The organism is Escherichia sp. WS2035 (genome assembly GCF_046487065.1).
GTDB classification, from domain to species: Bacteria; Pseudomonadota; Gammaproteobacteria; order Enterobacterales; family Enterobacteriaceae; genus Escherichia; species Escherichia coli.
On record NZ_JBJQKD010000002.1, the window covers coordinates 1 to 15,277 of the forward strand.

Annotated in this window: 12 protein-coding genes and 1 tRNA gene; 9 read left to right on the top strand and 4 right to left on the bottom strand. The window is 49.1% G+C overall.

From position 1 onward, the window contains the following. Positions 1-613, top strand: a 613-nt coding sequence (locus ACJHX4_RS04810) for a tail fiber domain-containing protein (protein WP_410239908.1), incomplete at its 5' end; no start/stop codon positions are given. Between the two features lie 197 nt (positions 614-810). Here the strand turns inward: ACJHX4_RS04810 and intS are convergent. The 3 genes from intS to ACJHX4_RS04825 all read right to left on the bottom strand — a co-directional run bounded on the left by intS (position 811) and on the right by ACJHX4_RS04825 (position 3,212). Continuing rightward, positions 811-1,968: a prophage integrase IntS gene (gene intS, locus ACJHX4_RS04815; protein ID WP_000958678.1), complete on the bottom strand. Its 1,158-nt coding sequence runs from the start codon at positions 1,966-1,968 to the stop codon at positions 811-813. A 161-nt stretch (positions 1,969-2,129) separates the two neighbouring features. Next, positions 2,130-2,204 (bottom strand) — tRNA-Arg (locus tag ACJHX4_RS04820). A gap of 75 nt (positions 2,205-2,279) precedes the next feature. Further along, positions 2,280-3,212, bottom strand: coding sequence for a formate/nitrite transporter family protein (locus ACJHX4_RS04825; RefSeq protein WP_000368123.1), 933 nt, complete (start codon positions 3,210-3,212; stop codon positions 2,280-2,282). 293 nt (positions 3,213-3,505) lie between these two features. Here ACJHX4_RS04825 and mlaA point away from each other — a divergent pair, with 293 nt between their 5' ends. Then, complete coding sequence (gene mlaA, locus ACJHX4_RS04830) at positions 3,506-4,261, top strand: phospholipid-binding lipoprotein MlaA (protein WP_000776774.1); 756 nt, start codon at positions 3,506-3,508, stop codon at positions 4,259-4,261. A gap of 61 nt (positions 4,262-4,322) precedes the next feature. On the opposite strand, the gene fadL is transcribed toward mlaA, so the two are convergent. Beyond that, entirely contained in the window at positions 4,323-5,663 is a 1,341-nt protein-coding gene (fadL, locus tag ACJHX4_RS04835) for a long-chain fatty acid transporter FadL (RefSeq protein ID WP_001296262.1), read from the bottom strand. A gap of 371 nt (positions 5,664-6,034) precedes the next feature. On the opposite strand from fadL, the gene ACJHX4_RS04840 reads away from it, so the two are divergent. The 7 genes from ACJHX4_RS04840 to ACJHX4_RS04870 all read left to right on the top strand — a co-directional run bounded on the left by ACJHX4_RS04840 (position 6,035) and on the right by ACJHX4_RS04870 (position 15,268). Continuing rightward, positions 6,035-6,319 carry a YfcZ/YiiS family protein gene (locus ACJHX4_RS04840; protein ID WP_001296261.1) on the top strand — a complete coding sequence of 95 codons (285 nt, stop codon included), beginning with the start codon at positions 6,035-6,037 and terminating at the stop codon, positions 6,317-6,319. Between the two features lie 180 nt (positions 6,320-6,499). Next, positions 6,500-7,810, top strand: coding sequence for an acetyl-CoA C-acyltransferase FadI (gene fadI, locus ACJHX4_RS04845; protein WP_000531977.1), 1,311 nt, complete (start codon positions 6,500-6,502; stop codon positions 7,808-7,810). Next, on the top strand, positions 7,810-9,954 hold the full coding sequence (fadJ, locus tag ACJHX4_RS04850; protein WP_001531850.1) for a fatty acid oxidation complex subunit alpha FadJ: 2,145 nt from the start codon (positions 7,810-7,812) through the stop codon (positions 9,952-9,954). Before fadI ends, fadJ begins: the two co-directional genes overlap by 1 nt. A 202-nt stretch (positions 9,955-10,156) precedes the next feature. Further along, a complete protein-coding gene (gene sixA / locus ACJHX4_RS04855; RefSeq protein WP_001195810.1) occupies positions 10,157-10,642 on the top strand; it encodes a phosphohistidine phosphatase SixA in 486 nt (161 codons plus the stop codon). A gap of 558 nt (positions 10,643-11,200) precedes the next feature. Beyond that, positions 11,201-11,767 (top strand): fimbrial protein, encoded by a 567-nt coding sequence (locus ACJHX4_RS04860; protein WP_000032632.1) that lies wholly within the window; start codon positions 11,201-11,203, stop codon positions 11,765-11,767. 80 nt (positions 11,768-11,847) lie between these two features. Continuing rightward, positions 11,848-14,496 carry a fimbrial biogenesis outer membrane usher protein gene (locus ACJHX4_RS04865; RefSeq protein ID WP_001296260.1) on the top strand — a complete coding sequence of 883 codons (2,649 nt, stop codon included), beginning with the start codon at positions 11,848-11,850 and terminating at the stop codon, positions 14,494-14,496. A 19-nt stretch (positions 14,497-14,515) separates the two neighbouring features. Then, on the top strand, positions 14,516-15,268 hold the full coding sequence (locus ACJHX4_RS04870) for a fimbria/pilus periplasmic chaperone (protein WP_000499462.1): 753 nt from the start codon (positions 14,516-14,518) through the stop codon (positions 15,266-15,268). Positions 15,269-15,277: the final 9 nt, after the last annotated feature.

A 15,277-nucleotide genomic window follows, 5' to 3' on the forward strand; every position in this document is an offset into this window, starting at 1 on the left:
TGTTAGTGGATATAACAAAGATATAAATATTTCATCAAGAAACTTAAGCGTAAAAAACCATGGTGATGACTCTGCAGTTATTAATATATTCGGCGACTCTGGAAATATTGCTATTAAAGGTAATTTTTCACCAATTATTGATAACAGCAAATCTCTTGGTGCACCATCATTTAGATGGGCTCAGATTTATTCTGCATCCGGGACTATAAGCACATCAGATGAAACACTTAAAACAATATATGACATTACTCAGGCAGAGCGTGATGCTGCGCTGGAAATAAAGGGAATTATATGCAAGTTCAGGTTTAATGAGTCGATTAATTTGAAAGGATTGGAGTTATCAAGGTATCATTTTGGAGTTGGCGCTCAAACCGTAGGAGATATTCTTAGAAGGCATGGTTTAAATCCTGAGCAATATGCTTTTTGGTGTTACGATGAATGGCCAGACGTATGGGATGAAGAGGTGATAACTGAAGAGAGCACAGATCCTGATACAGGTGAGAAAATTTATTCTCAATATAAAACAGGAAATATGATTCTTGTAAAAAAAGCAGGTGGACGCTACGGAATTCGTTATGACGAATTGGCTATGTTTATATTAATGGCAATGTAGTTGCAATAAATGCAGTATATCCCGCATGAAAACTGCGGGATTGTTTTTATCTAGTGTATTTGTGAGTTTTAAATAAAATGTGGTATGGATTCTTGCATCGTAGTGAACGCATGATTACCTATGAAACAAAACTGAGACACACAAAGCTTTGCACTGGATTGCAAGGCTTTGTGCTCTTCGATAGTGGTTAAGGTGGATCACTCCACCTTTTCATCAATCCAGTCCGCCCACCACTGCATCATTTCTCTGCGCTTATCGAGATACTGAGCATGGTTGTAAATCCCGCGCACAGATCCGCCGTTGGCATGTGCCAGTTGCACTTCAATAGCATCAGCAGGCCATTCGTGCTCGTTCATAATCGTGCTGAATTCATGCCTGAATCCGTGACCGCTTTCCAGACCTTCATAGCCGATTTGTTTGATCACAAGTAGCACCGCGTTCTCGCAGATTGGCTTTTTCTTATCGTTGCGTCCGGCAAAAACAAACTCTGATACTGGTTTGGTGATTGAGCTTAGCGTAGTGAGAAGTTCAACCACCTGGTCTGACATCGGGACCACATGAATTTTGCGTCCCTTCATCACACTGGCGTCGATGGTGATAATCCTGTTTTCAAAATCGACGTTCTTCCATTGCATGGAACGAAGCTCTTTCGTTCTTAGAGCTGTATAGCGTAAAACCTTGGTGGCAATGAGCGATACGATACTTCCTGAAAATGTTGCCAGTGCTTTGTTAAATGCCGGGATCTGGTCTGCAGGAAGAAACGGGAAGTTCTTCTTGCGGTATCCCTTCATGGCGTCAGCAAGGTCAGGTGCTGGGTTATATTTAGCCCTGCCGGTGACAATAGCGTAACGGAAAACCTCGCCGCATCTTCTGCGGGCTTTGTTGGCTCGCTCCATTGCACCGCGATCTTCGAATCTGCGGATTACTTCCAGCAGTTGCATCGGCTCAATATCCTGAATCTCAAGGCCGCCGATGATGGGTAAAATGTCGTCATCAAACATTTTGGCAAGTTCAGTTGCATAGCCTACTGACCAGACTTGCTTCTTGTGCTCGTACCATTCCTTGTAAATCGCACTAAATGAATTGTTGTTAGACGAAGCCTTTTTCGCCTTTACCGGATCGATGCCAACCGAGATGTCTTTCCTCGCGGTCCATGCTTTATCCCTTGCTTCCTGCAAAGTCATAAGCGGATATTTTCCGACGGTCAGGATTTTCTCCTTACCGTCAATCTTGTAGCGAAGCTGCCATACCTTTTTCCCGGATACAGGGACATAAAGGTACAGGCCATTACCATCGAGAAGGCGATATGGTTTTTCTTTCGGCTTTGCTGCTTCAATCTGCTTAACGGTGAGCATGGGTAAAAATCCGGTGGGTAAAATTATTTTATCCACTTTTTACCCGTCATGGAGTGCGGCTGTCAACGATCTGACGCGAACCATGACGAACTGCGAATCTACGGAAGGCTTGATATTCAGGGGATTTTGCGGACTGGTACGGATGGGAGCGAACTGATAAATGGTGTCCCCTGCAGGAATCGAACCTGCAATTAGCCCTTAGGAGGGGCTCGTTATATCCATTTAACTAAGAGGACAATGCGGCATGAGTATACCCGCTAATGGACTACGGGGTAAGTACACAGCCGCTCGATTGCTTAAACCCTCGCCATTTATGCCGGGTTTTTATCATTTTTCTTAATGTTTTCCGCACGTTCTGCTTTTTGACGTGCTTCTGCTTTGCGCTTGTTGCTCATGTCGTTACGAATCTGTGCATGACTCATTAACGCGAAGATAAAGGTGCCGCCGCAGATGTTCCCCGCTAAAGTAGGTAGTGCGAAGGGCCAGATGAAATCGCTCCAGTGCAGCGTGCCGTTAAACACCAGATAGAGGATTTCAACAGAACCGACAACGATGTGGGTGGTGTCACCCAGGGCAATAAGCCAGGTCATCAATATAATCACCACAATCTTTGCCGCACCCGCTGCAGGAAACATCCATACCATAGTGGCGATCAGCCAGCCGGAAATAATCGCGTTGGCAAACATCTCGCTGGGGGTGTTCTTCATCACATCCATGCCGATTTTGACAAATGCATCGCGAGTTTCTTCATTGAAGATAGGCATATATTCAAATGCCCACGCAGCAATACCTGTCCCGAGAATATTACCCAGCAGCACGATGCCCCATAACCGCATAAGTAAGCCGACGTTGCTCATTGTCGGTTTTTGCATGACGGGTAGTACCGCAGTTACGGTGTTTTCGGTAAATAATTGCTGGCGGGCCATTATGACGATAATAAAACCAAAGGTATAACCGAGATTCTCCAGCAAGAAGCTGCCCGGCACGCCTTCCAGTTCGACATGAAATATCCCTTTTGCCAGTAACGAAGCGCCCATCGACAGGCCCGCCGCAATGGCTGACCACAGTAGCGCCATTGCGTCGCGTTCCAGCTCTTTTTCACCATCCTGGCGGATATGCTCATGAATTGCCATCGCCCGGGAGGGGAGTCGGTCTTCATCTATTTCTATTTTTTTACCGCGCTCTTTTTCTTCGCTCTCAACTTCAATTTCGTCGCTGTGTTGATCAATTTTGTCGTTGTCCATGGTCTCTTCTCTTGAATTAGCACGTATAGCTAAAGCGTAGCGGCTTTTTTGCTCGCAACTGGCGGGAGTTACTCTGAAAATGTAGAAAAGGCCGCGTTTGCCTTTTTCTGTTTCTATTGAATCAAGTAGCCTACAGGGCGGCGATTACCAGGCTATGATCAAATCAGCAAATCAGGGCGTCTGGACATCAGTTGACGTGCTGTTACAATCGCCCACACCTAAACAGGCGGATACGGTATCGTTCCGTCATGGATGGCAAACTGCATAAGCCATAAAAAAACAGGGAGACATTTATGAAGCTTCGCCTGTCGGCGCTTGCTCTGGGAACTACGCTTCTGGTGGGGTGTGCGAGTTCCGGTACAGATCAGCAAGGGCGTTCTGACCCGTTAGAAGGGTTTAACCGCACTATGTACAACTTCAACTTCAATGTATTAGACCCGTATATTGTTCGACCGGTCGCTGTCGCCTGGCGTGATTATGTTCCGCAACCTGCGCGTAACGGTTTGAGCAACTTTACCGGCAACCTTGAAGAACCTGCGGTGATGGTTAACTACTTCTTGCAGGGCGACCCTTATCAGGGGATGGTCCACTTTACCCGCTTTTTCCTGAATACCATTTTGGGAATGGGCGGCTTTATTGATGTTGCAGGGATGGCGAACCCGAAACTGCAACGGACTGAACCTCACCGCTTCGGTAGTACGCTTGGTCATTATGGTGTGGGTTATGGGCCGTACGTTCAGTTACCGTTCTACGGTAGCTTCACGCTGCGTGATGACGGTGGTGATATGGCGGATAGTCTTTACCCGGTTCTTTCCTGGCTGACCTGGCCGATGTCTGTGGGTAAATGGACGCTTGAAGGGATAGAAACTCGTGCGCAGTTGTTGGATTCCGACGGTCTGCTGCGTCAGTCCTCCGATCCTTATATTATGGTGCGTGAAGCGTACTTCCAGCGTCATGATTTCATCGCTAATGGCGGTGAACTCAAACCGCAGGAAAATCCGAACGCGCAAGCGATTCAGGATGATTTAAAAGATATCGATTCTGAATAAGAAACAAACAAAAAAGGTGAGTCGCAAAACTCACCTTTTTTCTTATTAAGCTAACGCGTTATCAGAACGCGTAGTTAAAGTTAGTACCGAACAGCCAGGCTTTACCTTCAGACTCGAAGGAATAAGCTGCCGCTCCTTCACCTTCGGTGAATTTCACTTTCTGACCATGCATATAAGATGCGCCAACATCAATGGATGCATCTTCATTAAATGCGTAGGTTAACCCAGCACTTAACCACAAACGATCCTGGTCAGGAATGGAAATAGAACGTTTATCTGCCGGAACCGGGCTGTCGTCATAAGCGATACCGGTACGGAAGGTCCAGTTTTTATCATAATAGTAGGTTGTACCCAACGCGATACGATACGCGTCCCGGAATCCTTCATCTTTATAGAACAGAGTCTGACCACTATCGCCTTTCGCTTTCAATTCCTGGAACTGGCTCCAACTGGTATAGGCCATGCTGTAGTGAATTGCCCACTGCGGCGCAACACGGTTATAACCAGAAATCTCCCACATCTCAGGCAGGTTCAGCGTTAAGGATCCATTTTGGGTTGCCCCCATCGTGCCATACGGTAAGCCCATGTTACCCAAAATATTGTTCAGATTTGGGTTAATGGAGCTTTTGTAATCCCCATCGAAGTCGATTTTAACTTCTGAACGATATGTCAGCCCCCAACGGTTATCTTTATCCAGTTCATAAAGAATACCCGCGTTCCAGCCAAAGCCCCATTCGTCACCTTTCAAATGAGCAATTTGAGAGTCCGGAGTATTAATACCATTGGTTAATGAAGCGGGTACACCCTGGGCAATCAACTGTTGAGACAACAATGGCCCCAGCGAACCGGCGTAACGCTCAATTTTTGCCTTGGCATAAACTGCATCAAAACCAAGACCAAAACTCCAGCTATTGTTAAGGCGATAAGCCCCGCTAAGGTTAAGGTTGATTGTTTGCAGATCGGTTTTACCGCCATAGATACCAGCAGCGTAGTTGTCGGTAAATTCCGTAGCCAGGCCATAGTTGGAAGTTATTGACGCTCCCCAACCAAACTGATCGTTAATAGGCGCGACAAAGTGCAGGTTAGGTACCCACGCTGTCGGCGCGATATTTTTAGCATTTGCACTCTGACCGGTTAAATTAGAATGTCCGGTAATATCTACATCCGGATCAATATAAACCGCACCCGCAGAAAATGTCGGGCGGTCAAACATGGTAATCAATGCGGGGTTACGGCTAACGTTACCTGCATCATCGGCAATTGCACCTTCCCCTGAATAAGCCCGGCCCAGGCCAGAGGAAGAAAATTCGTTTAACTGAAAGCCTGCCGACCAGGCCTGGGTGGAGATAAGTGCCACTGCGACTGCGAGAGCAGACTTTGTAAACAGGGTTTTCTGGCTCATGACCATAACCTCAATGATTTATTTTTATACAAACTATGTTACGTGCTGTAACAGGAGCGCGAAGTGTAGGGTCTGAGGTACATCTTAGAAATCAGACCAGTGGCGAGAGTATAGGTCGGACCAGCTGGGATGTTGCAAGTATGTTTCTATCTTTTTTCAGATATGATCTAAGAAACGCGATCCAGCTGGCAAAATTGGGAGGTGGCGCACTCATGGATTCGGGTGAATTTTGTTTTAGATCATTTTTAAGTGTGATTTCGGTCACTTATCCGATTTTGCAGAATTAACAACTGGAGCAGCACTTTCCGGAAGCGTAAAATATCCACAACGTTTATCTGGCACCTTGGGTGCACATACAGAGGAAATCAACGATGAGTAAATGTAGTGCTGATGAAACCCCGGTTTGCTGCTGTATGGATGTTGGCACCATTATGGACAACTCCGACTGCACCGCGTCTTACAGCCGTGTGTTTGCAAACCGCGCAGAAGCAGAACAAACGCTGGCGGCGCTGACTGAAAAAGCCCGTAGCGTGGAATCCGAACCGTGCAAAATCACCCCGACTTTCACTGAAGAGTCTGACGGTGTGCGCCTGGATATCGATTTCACTTTTGCCTGCGAAGCTGAAATGCTGATCTTCCAGCTGGGTCTGCGTTAATTCCTCTCGGGTACATACGCCCCTGTCAGCTGCTGACAGGGGCGTTTTATTTTCTCCTCCTCTTTTCTCTCTGTGTCATAGCTCCCACTTTCCCTTTTCTCCACTTGGCTAAATGTAAAAAAATGGTTAAGACTATGATCAGGTCAGACCACTTTATTTATTTTTTTACAGGGGAGTGTTATGGGTCAGGTTTTACCGCTGGTTACCCGCCAGGGCGATCGTATCGCCATTGTTAGCGGTTTACGTACGCCTTTTGCCCGACAGGCGACGGCTTTTCATGGCATTCCCGCGGTTGATTTAGGGAAGATGGTGGTAGGCGAACTGCTGGCACGCACCGAGATCCCCGCTGAAGTGATTGAACAATTGGTCTTCGGTCAGGTTGTGCAAATGCCGGAAGCGCCCAACATTGCCCGTGAAATTGTTCTTGGCACTGGAATGAATGTGCATACTGATGCTTACAGCGTCAGCCGCGCTTGCGCCACCAGTTTTCAGGCGGTTGCGAACGTTGCCGAAAGCCTGATGGCGGGAACTATTCGAGCGGGGATTGCCGGTGGGGCAGATTCCTCTTCCGTATTGCCAATTGGCGTCAGTAAAAAACTGGCGCGCGTACTGGTTGATGTCAACAAAGCCCGCACAATGAGCCAGCGCCTGAAACTCTTCTCTCGCCTGCGTTTGCGCGACTTAATGCCCGTACCGCCTGCGGTAGCAGAATATTCTACCGGCTTGCGGATGGGGGACACCGCAGAGCAAATGGCGAAAACCTACGGCATCACCCGAGAACAGCAAGATGCACTGGCGCACCGTTCGCATCAGCGTGCCGCTCAGGCGTGGTCAGAAGGTAAACTCAAAGAAGAGGTGATGACTGCCTTTATCCCTCCTTATAAACAACCGCTTGTCGAAGACAACAATATTCGCGGTAATTCCTCTCTTGCTGATTACGCAAAGTTGCGTCCGGCGTTTGATCGTAAACACGGGACGGTAACGGCGGCGAACAGTACGCCGCTGACCGATGGCGCGGCAGCGGTGATCCTGATGACTGAATCCCGGGCGAAAGAATTAGGGCTGGTACCGCTGGGCTATCTGCGCAGCTACGCATTTACTGCGATAGATGTCTGGCAGGACATGTTGCTCGGTCCAGCCTGGTCAACACCGCTGGCGCTGGAACGTGCCGGATTGACGATGGGCGATCTGACATTGATCGATATGCACGAAGCCTTTGCCGCCCAGACGCTGGCCAATATTCAGTTGCTGGGTAGCGAACGTTTTGCTCGCGACGTACTGGGGCGTGCACATGCCACTGGCGAAGTGGACGAGAGCAAATTTAACGTGCTTGGCGGTTCGATTGCTTACGGGCATCCCTTCGCAGCGACCGGCGCGCGGATGATTACCCAGACATTGCATGAACTTCGCCGTCGTGGCGGTGGATTTGGTTTAGTGACCGCCTGTGCTGCGGGTGGGCTTGGCGCAGCAATGGTTCTGGAGGCGGAATAATGGAAATGGCATTAGCGTTTACTCTTAATGTTCGTCTGGACAACATTGCTATCATCACCATCGACGTACCGGGTGAGAAAATGAATACCCTGAAGGCGGAATTTGCCTCGCAGGTACGCGCCATTATTAAGCAACTCCGTGAAAACAAAGAGTTGCGTGGCGTGGTGTTTGTCTCCGCGAAACCAGACAACTTCATTGCTGGCGCAGACATCAACATGATCGGCAACTGCAAAACGGCGCAAGAAGCGGAAGTACTGGCGCGGCAGGGGCAACAGTTAATGGCGGAGATTCATGCTTTGCCCATTCCGGTTATCGCGGCTATTCATGGCGCTTGCCTGGGCGGCGGGCTGGAGTTGGCGCTGGCGTGCCACGGTCGTGTTTGTACTGACGATCCTAAAACGGTGCTCGGTTTGCCTGAAGTACAACTTGGATTGTTACCCGGTTCAGGAGGTACCCAGCGTTTACCGCGCCTGATAGGTGTCAGCACAGCATTAGAGATGATCCTCACCGGAAAACAACTTCGGGCGAAACAGGCGGTAAAGCTGGGGTTGGTGGATGACGTCGTTCCGCACTCCATATTGCTGGAAGCCGCTGTTGAGCTGGCAAAGCAGGATCGCCCATCTTCACGCCCTCTACCTGTTCGCGAGCGTATTCTGGCGGGGCCGTTAGGTCGTGCGCTGCTGTTCAAAATGGTCGGCAAGAAAACAGAACACAAAACGCAAGGTAACTATCCGGCGACAGAACGCATCCTGGAGGTTGTCGAAACGGGATTAGCGCAGGGGACCAGCAGTGGCTATGACGCCGAAGCTCGGGCGTTTGGTGAACTGGCGATGACGCCGCAATCGCAGGCGCTGCGCAATATCTTTTTTGCCAGTACGGACGTGAAAAAAGATCCCGGCAGTGATGCGCCGCCTGCGCCATTAAACAGCGTGGGGATTCTAGGTGGTGGCTTGATGGGCGGCGGTATTGCTTATGTCACTGCTTGTAAAGCGGGGCTTCCGGTCAGAATTAAAGATATCAACCCGCAGGGCATAAATCATGCGCTGAAGTTCAGTTGGGATCAGCTTGAGGGCAAAGTTCGCCGTCGTCATCTCAAAGCCAGCGAACGTGACAAACAGCTGGCATTAATCTCCGGAACGACGGACTATTGCGGCTTTGCCCATCGCGATCTGATTATTGAAGCGGTGTTTGAAAATCTCGAATTAAAACAACAGATGGTGGCGGAAGTGGAGCAAAATTGCGCTACTCATACCATCTTTGCTTCGAACACGTCATCTTTACCGATTGGCGATATCGCCGCTCACGCCACGCGACCTGAGCAAGTTATTGGCCTGCATTTCTTCAGTCCGGTGGAAAAAATGCCGCTGGTGGAGATTATTCCTCATGCGAGTACATCGGCGCAAACCATCGCCACCACGGTAAAACTGGCGAAAAAACAGGGCAAAATGCCAATTGTCGTGCGTGACAAAGCTGGGTTTTACGTCAATCGCATCTTAGCGCCTTACATCAATGAAGCTATCCGCATGTTGACCGAAGGCGAGCGTATTGAGCATATCGATGCCGCGCTAGTGAAATTTGGTTTTCCGGTAGGCCCAATCCAACTTTTGGATGAGGTAGGAATCGACACAGGGACTAAAATTATGCCTGTACTGGAAGCCGCTTATGGAGAACGTTTTAGCGCGTCTGCAAATGTTGTTTCTTCAATTTTGAACGACGATCGCAAAGGCAGAAAAAATGGTCGGGGTTTCTATCTTTATGGTCAGAAAGGGCGTAAAAGCAAAAAACAGGTCGATCCCGCCATTTACCCGCTCATTGGCGTACAAGGGCAGGGGCGACTCTCCGCACCGCAGGTTGCTGAACGGTGTGTGATGTTGATGCTGAATGAAGCAGTACGTTGTCTGGACGAGCAGGTTATCCGTAGCGTGCGTGACGGGGATATTGGTGCGGTATTTGGCATTGGTTTTCCGCCATTTCTCGGTGGACCGTTCCGCTATATCGATTCTCTCGGCGCAGGCGAAGTGGTTGCAATAATGCAACGACTGGCCACGCAGTATGGTTCCCGTTTTACCCCTTGCGATCGTTTAGTTGAGATGAGCGAGCGTGGGGAAAGTTTTTGGAAAACAACTGCAACTGACCTGCAATAAGAAGGTCAAAGTTATATGAATCCGCGCTGAATGGCGGAGTGTTGCTCAAAATGTAAACGCATATTGACTATACTTACGCCATTGAGGTAAAAAACAGCGTTTCATTCGGTGAATGGATAAGGCACAATGCCGGCCACCGTTTTCTTTCTCTGGTTTCAGATGAAAGAAAACGGGCGAATCTGGTTAACAAAAGCGGTGCAATATGCAAGTTTTTATCATGCGTCACGGCGACGCAGCCCTCGATGCCGCCAGTGATTCGGTTCGTCCTCTGACCACTCATGGTTGTGACGAATCTCGCCTGATGGCGAACTGGCTGAAAGGTCAAAAAGTGGAAATCGAACGCGTTCTGGTGAGCCCGTTCCTGCGAGCCGAGCAAACACTTGAAGAAGTAGGGGATTGTCTGAACCTGCCTTCCAGTGCAGAAGTTCTGCCGGAGTTAACGCCCTGCGGCGATGTTGGTCTGGTCGGTGCCTATTTGCAGGCGTTGACCAATGAAGGTGTTGCTTCGGTACTGGTGATCTCCCACTTACCGTTAGTTGGGTATCTGGTTGCCGAGTTATGTCCGGGCGAAACGCCGCCTATGTTTACCACGTCAGCGATTGCCAGCGTAACGCTTGATGAAAGCGGAAAAGGCCAATTCAACTGGCAGATGAGCCCTTGTAATTTGAAGATGGCAAAAGCAATTTAAGCAATCAATGCCCGGTTACGTGCGCGTACACCGGGCAGTTTCTCCGTCATACAATCATTCTTTTTTTGTCTAAATGTTGTTAATATTTAACAACTCTCGATAGTTATTTTCCCATTATTGAATCCCGTAATAAAATAAAGAAGATAATGGTTTTGTGTCTTGAATATATATTTATTGATTTAATTAATATTAAATTTTAGCAATAAATAATGGTAAGGTCATTATAATTTTTTAGTGTGCTTTATAAGCAATTCATTTTTGTTGATTATGATAGTTTGTTTTTTGTTGATAATTCGCATGTTTTTTTGTTGGAAAGTGGTGAAAGTATTTTGCCGATGTATTAATTAATAAAATCTACATAAAGTCTTTAAGTATTACTAAATTGAGTTTTTTTATAGATAAGACCAACATAAAGACACACCAGAGAATACTTGTTTACATTCTATAATTATATTGGAATGTATATGTTCAATGGCTAACTATAAGTATTGGACATAACATATATTAATTTTATGTCAGGTACTTATATTATGACTTTTAATGATTTAAGGACAAATAATGAGTAAGTTTGCCAAAACAGCCATTGCTGCCGCAATGGTCATGGGCGCAGTCGTCTCCAGTTCTGCTTTTGCCGCAGGTAACAACGGTACCGCACGTTTTTACGGCACTATTGAAGACTCCCCGTGCTCCATCGTTCCAGACGATCATAAACTGGAAGTCGATATGGGCGATATCGGTGCGGCTAAACTGACTGGCGGCGGCACTACCACACCGAAAGATTTCCAGATCCATTTACAGGATTGCGTGTTTACCACTGAATCAAACATGGAGACCACGTTCACCGGCACTAACTACGCGGGGCCAGCCAACGCAGATAACTATGCGTTATTCAATGTTGACAGCGGTGTTGCCATGAACCACGTGAGCCTGGTAATCGGCGATACCCATGGCAAAGGTTATAAAGTGGGCGAAAAGATTGTTCAGCCAATCGTGATGGATGCTTCAACTAGCAAGGGTAAAGACAAGCAAACGCTGAACTTTAAAGCCTGGCTGGTGGGTGAAACCGATGCGCCGGATCTCGGCCAGTTCGAAACCCTGACCACATTCCAGATTACCTATCTCTGATGTGACAACCCCACAGCGTTCTGCTGTGGGGTTATTCAACGCACAACGGATTTACGACTGTTTCACAAACGGATATGTGTATGCCTAATCACTCAAATTTTCGGCTGCGGGGAATCGCCTGCTATATTGCGCTGGCAATCTCTGGTGGATCAGTCAATGCATGGGCTGATGATTCCATTCAATTTGACCCCCGTTTCCTTGAGTTAAAGGGCGACACGAAAATTGATCTCGGTAAGTTTTCAAAAAAAGGGTATGTCGACGCGGGTAAATATAATTTACGTGTATTTATAAATAAACAATCCCTTTCTGATGAATACGACATTAATTGGTATGTCTCTGAAAACGATCCAACAAAAACTTATGCCTGCCTGACACCTGAGTTAGTGGCGGCGCTGGGGCTGAAAGAAGGGATAGCAAAAAGCCTGCAGTGGACGCACAACGATGAATGCCTTAAACCGGGGCAATTAGACGGGATGGAAGTCGAGAATGATTTAAGCCAGTCGGCTTTGCTGCTGACAGTGCCACAGGCTTACCTCGAATATACCAGCAGCGACTGGGACCCTCCCTCACGCTGGGACGATGGTATTTCTGGGCTGATTGCCGACTACAGCCTCAATGCGCAAACTCGCCATCAGGAGCAAGGGGGCGAGGACTCACATGATATCAGCGGTAACGGTACAGTTGGGGCAAACCTTGGGGCATGGCGTTTCCGTGCAGACTGGCAAAGTGATTATCAGCACACCCGCAGCAACGACGATGAAGATGACAGCAGTAACAGTACAACGAGTAAAAACTGGGACTGGAGCCGTTATTACGCCTGGCGAGCTTTACCCTCTTTAAAAGCGAAGCTGTCGCTGGGAGAAGATTATCTCAATTCCGATATTTTCGACGGCTTTAACTATATCGGCAGCAGTGTCAGCACCGATGACCAGATGCTGCCGCCCAATCTGCGCGGCTATGCGCCAGATGTTTCTGGCGTGGCGCACAGCAGCGCAAAAGTGACCATCAGCCAGATGGGCCGGGTACTTTACGAAACCCAGGTTCCCGCCGGGCCATTCCGCATTCAGGATATCGGCGATTCTGTCTCTGGCACACTACACGTCCGTGTTGAAGAACAGAATGGTCAGGTGCAGGAATATGACGTCACCACCGCATCCATGCCATTCCTCACGCGTCAGGGGCAGGTGCGTTACAAAGTGATGATGGGGCGTCCGGAAGACTGGAACCACAAGACCGAAGGCGGATTTTTTTCCGGCGGAGAAGCATCATGGGGGGTGGCAGATGGCTGGTCGCTTTACGGTGGCGCGCTGGCAGATGAGCACTACCAGTCGGCGGCGATGGGGGTGGGGCGCGACCTCGCACAGTTTGGCGCGCTGGCGTTCGATGTGACTCACTCGCACGTCAACCTGGATCATGACAGCGCATACGGCAAAGGAAAACTGGACGGCAACTCCTTTCGCGTGAGCTATGCCAAAGACTTTGACGAACTTAACAGCCGCGTCACCTTTGCAGGCTACCGTTTCTCCGAAAAGAACTTTATGACTATGAGCGAGTATCTGGACGCGAGCCAGTCGGACATGGCGCGGACCGGAAACGACAAAGAGATGTATACGATCACGTATAACCAGAACTTTGCCGCAGCGGGTGTCTCGGTCTATCTCAACTACTCCCATCGTACTTACTGGGATCGCCCGGAACAGACAAACTATAACCTGATGTTTTCCCACTATTTTAATATGGGGAGCATTCGCAATATGAGCATCTCGGTGACCGGCTATCGCTACGAATATGACGATAATACGGATAAGGGAATGTACCTCAGCATGAGCATTCCGTGGAGCGACAGCAGCACCGTGACCTACAACGGCTCTTACGGTAGCGGGTCGGACAGCAGTCAGGTCGGCTACTTTAATCGCATCGATGACGCAACGCACTACCAGATTAACGTCGGCACCAGCGAACAGCACGGTAGCGTGGATGGTTATCTGAGCCACGACGGCACGTTGGCGAAGGTAGATCTCAGCGCCAACTACCATGAAGGAGAATACCGTTCGGCGGGGATCGCCTTACAGGGCGGGGCAACGCTGACCGCGCACGGTGGGGCGCTGCATCGCACTCAAAACATGGGCGGCACACGCCTGCTGATTGACGCCGACGGTATTGCCAACGTGCCGGTCGAAAGCAACGGCGCGCCGGTGTACACCAATATGTTTGGCAAGGCGGTGGTCGCCGATATTAACAACTACTATCGCAATCAGGCGTATATAGATTTAAACAACTTGCCGGAAGATGCGGAAGCCACCCAGTCGGTGGTGCAGGCGACTCTGACGGAAGGCGCAATCGGCTATCGTAAATTCAAAGTGATCAGCGGGCAAAAAGCGATGGCGGTACTGCGGTTGCGTGACGGTAGCTACCCGCCGTTTGGCGCGGAAGTAAAAAACGACGAGCAGCAGCAGGTTGGCATTGTGGATGATGAAGGCAATGTCTATCTGGCGGGGATCAATGCGGGTGAGCATATGATGGTGTTCTGGGAAGGCAGCGCACAATGCGAGATCGTATTGCCGAAGCCGCTACCTGCCGATCTGTTCCGCGGCCTGTTGTTGCCGTGTGAACAAAAGGGAACGACAGCCCCCGATTCTTTAGCGCCGGAAATTAAGCCCGTTATTCAGGACCAGACTCGGCAGGTCACGCCATCTGAAGCGCCGACGTCAATTTCAGCCACTCAATAATATGATTAAGGAACAATCAATGTTTTATAAATTATCCTGTTCAATGGTGGTCAGCACGACGCTGGCGGTACTGTTGACCACCACCAACCTGGCGGCGCACGCATCAGTCACTCCGGATCGCACCCGTCTGGTGTTTAACGAAAGTGATAAATCGATAAGCGTAACCCTGCGCAACAATAACGAAAAGCTGCCTTATCTGGCGCAAAGCTGGCTGGAAGACGAGAAGGGCAACAAAATCACTTCGCCGCTGGCGGTACTGCCGCCGGTGCAGCGTATTGACGCCATGATGAACGGTCAGGTGAAGATTCAGGCGCTGCCGGACATTCACACGCTGCCGTCTGACCGTGAAAGCCTGTTCTACTACAATGTGCGTGAGATCCCGCCAAAGTCCGGGAAAGCCAACACCCTGCAAATTGCGCTGCAAACCCGCATCAAGCTGTTCTGGCGACCAAAGGCGCTGGAGAAGATTGACATGAGAAAACCGTGGCAGTTTAAGGTCACACTCACGCGCAGCGGCCAGGACTATATCGTCAATAACCCGACGCCGTACCACGTCATCATCAGCGATGCCAGTACGCAGAAAAAGGGGCTAACTGCTGCGGGCTTTAAACCACTGGTGATGCCGCCGAAAACGTCACAACCGTTAAAGGCAAAAATGAACAGCGCTCCGGTGCTGACCTACATCAACGACTACGGCGCACGTTTACCGCTGGTCTTCCGTTGTGAAGGAGACACCTGCAAGGTGGATGAAGCTCAAAGCCTAAAAGGCTAATGACAGGAG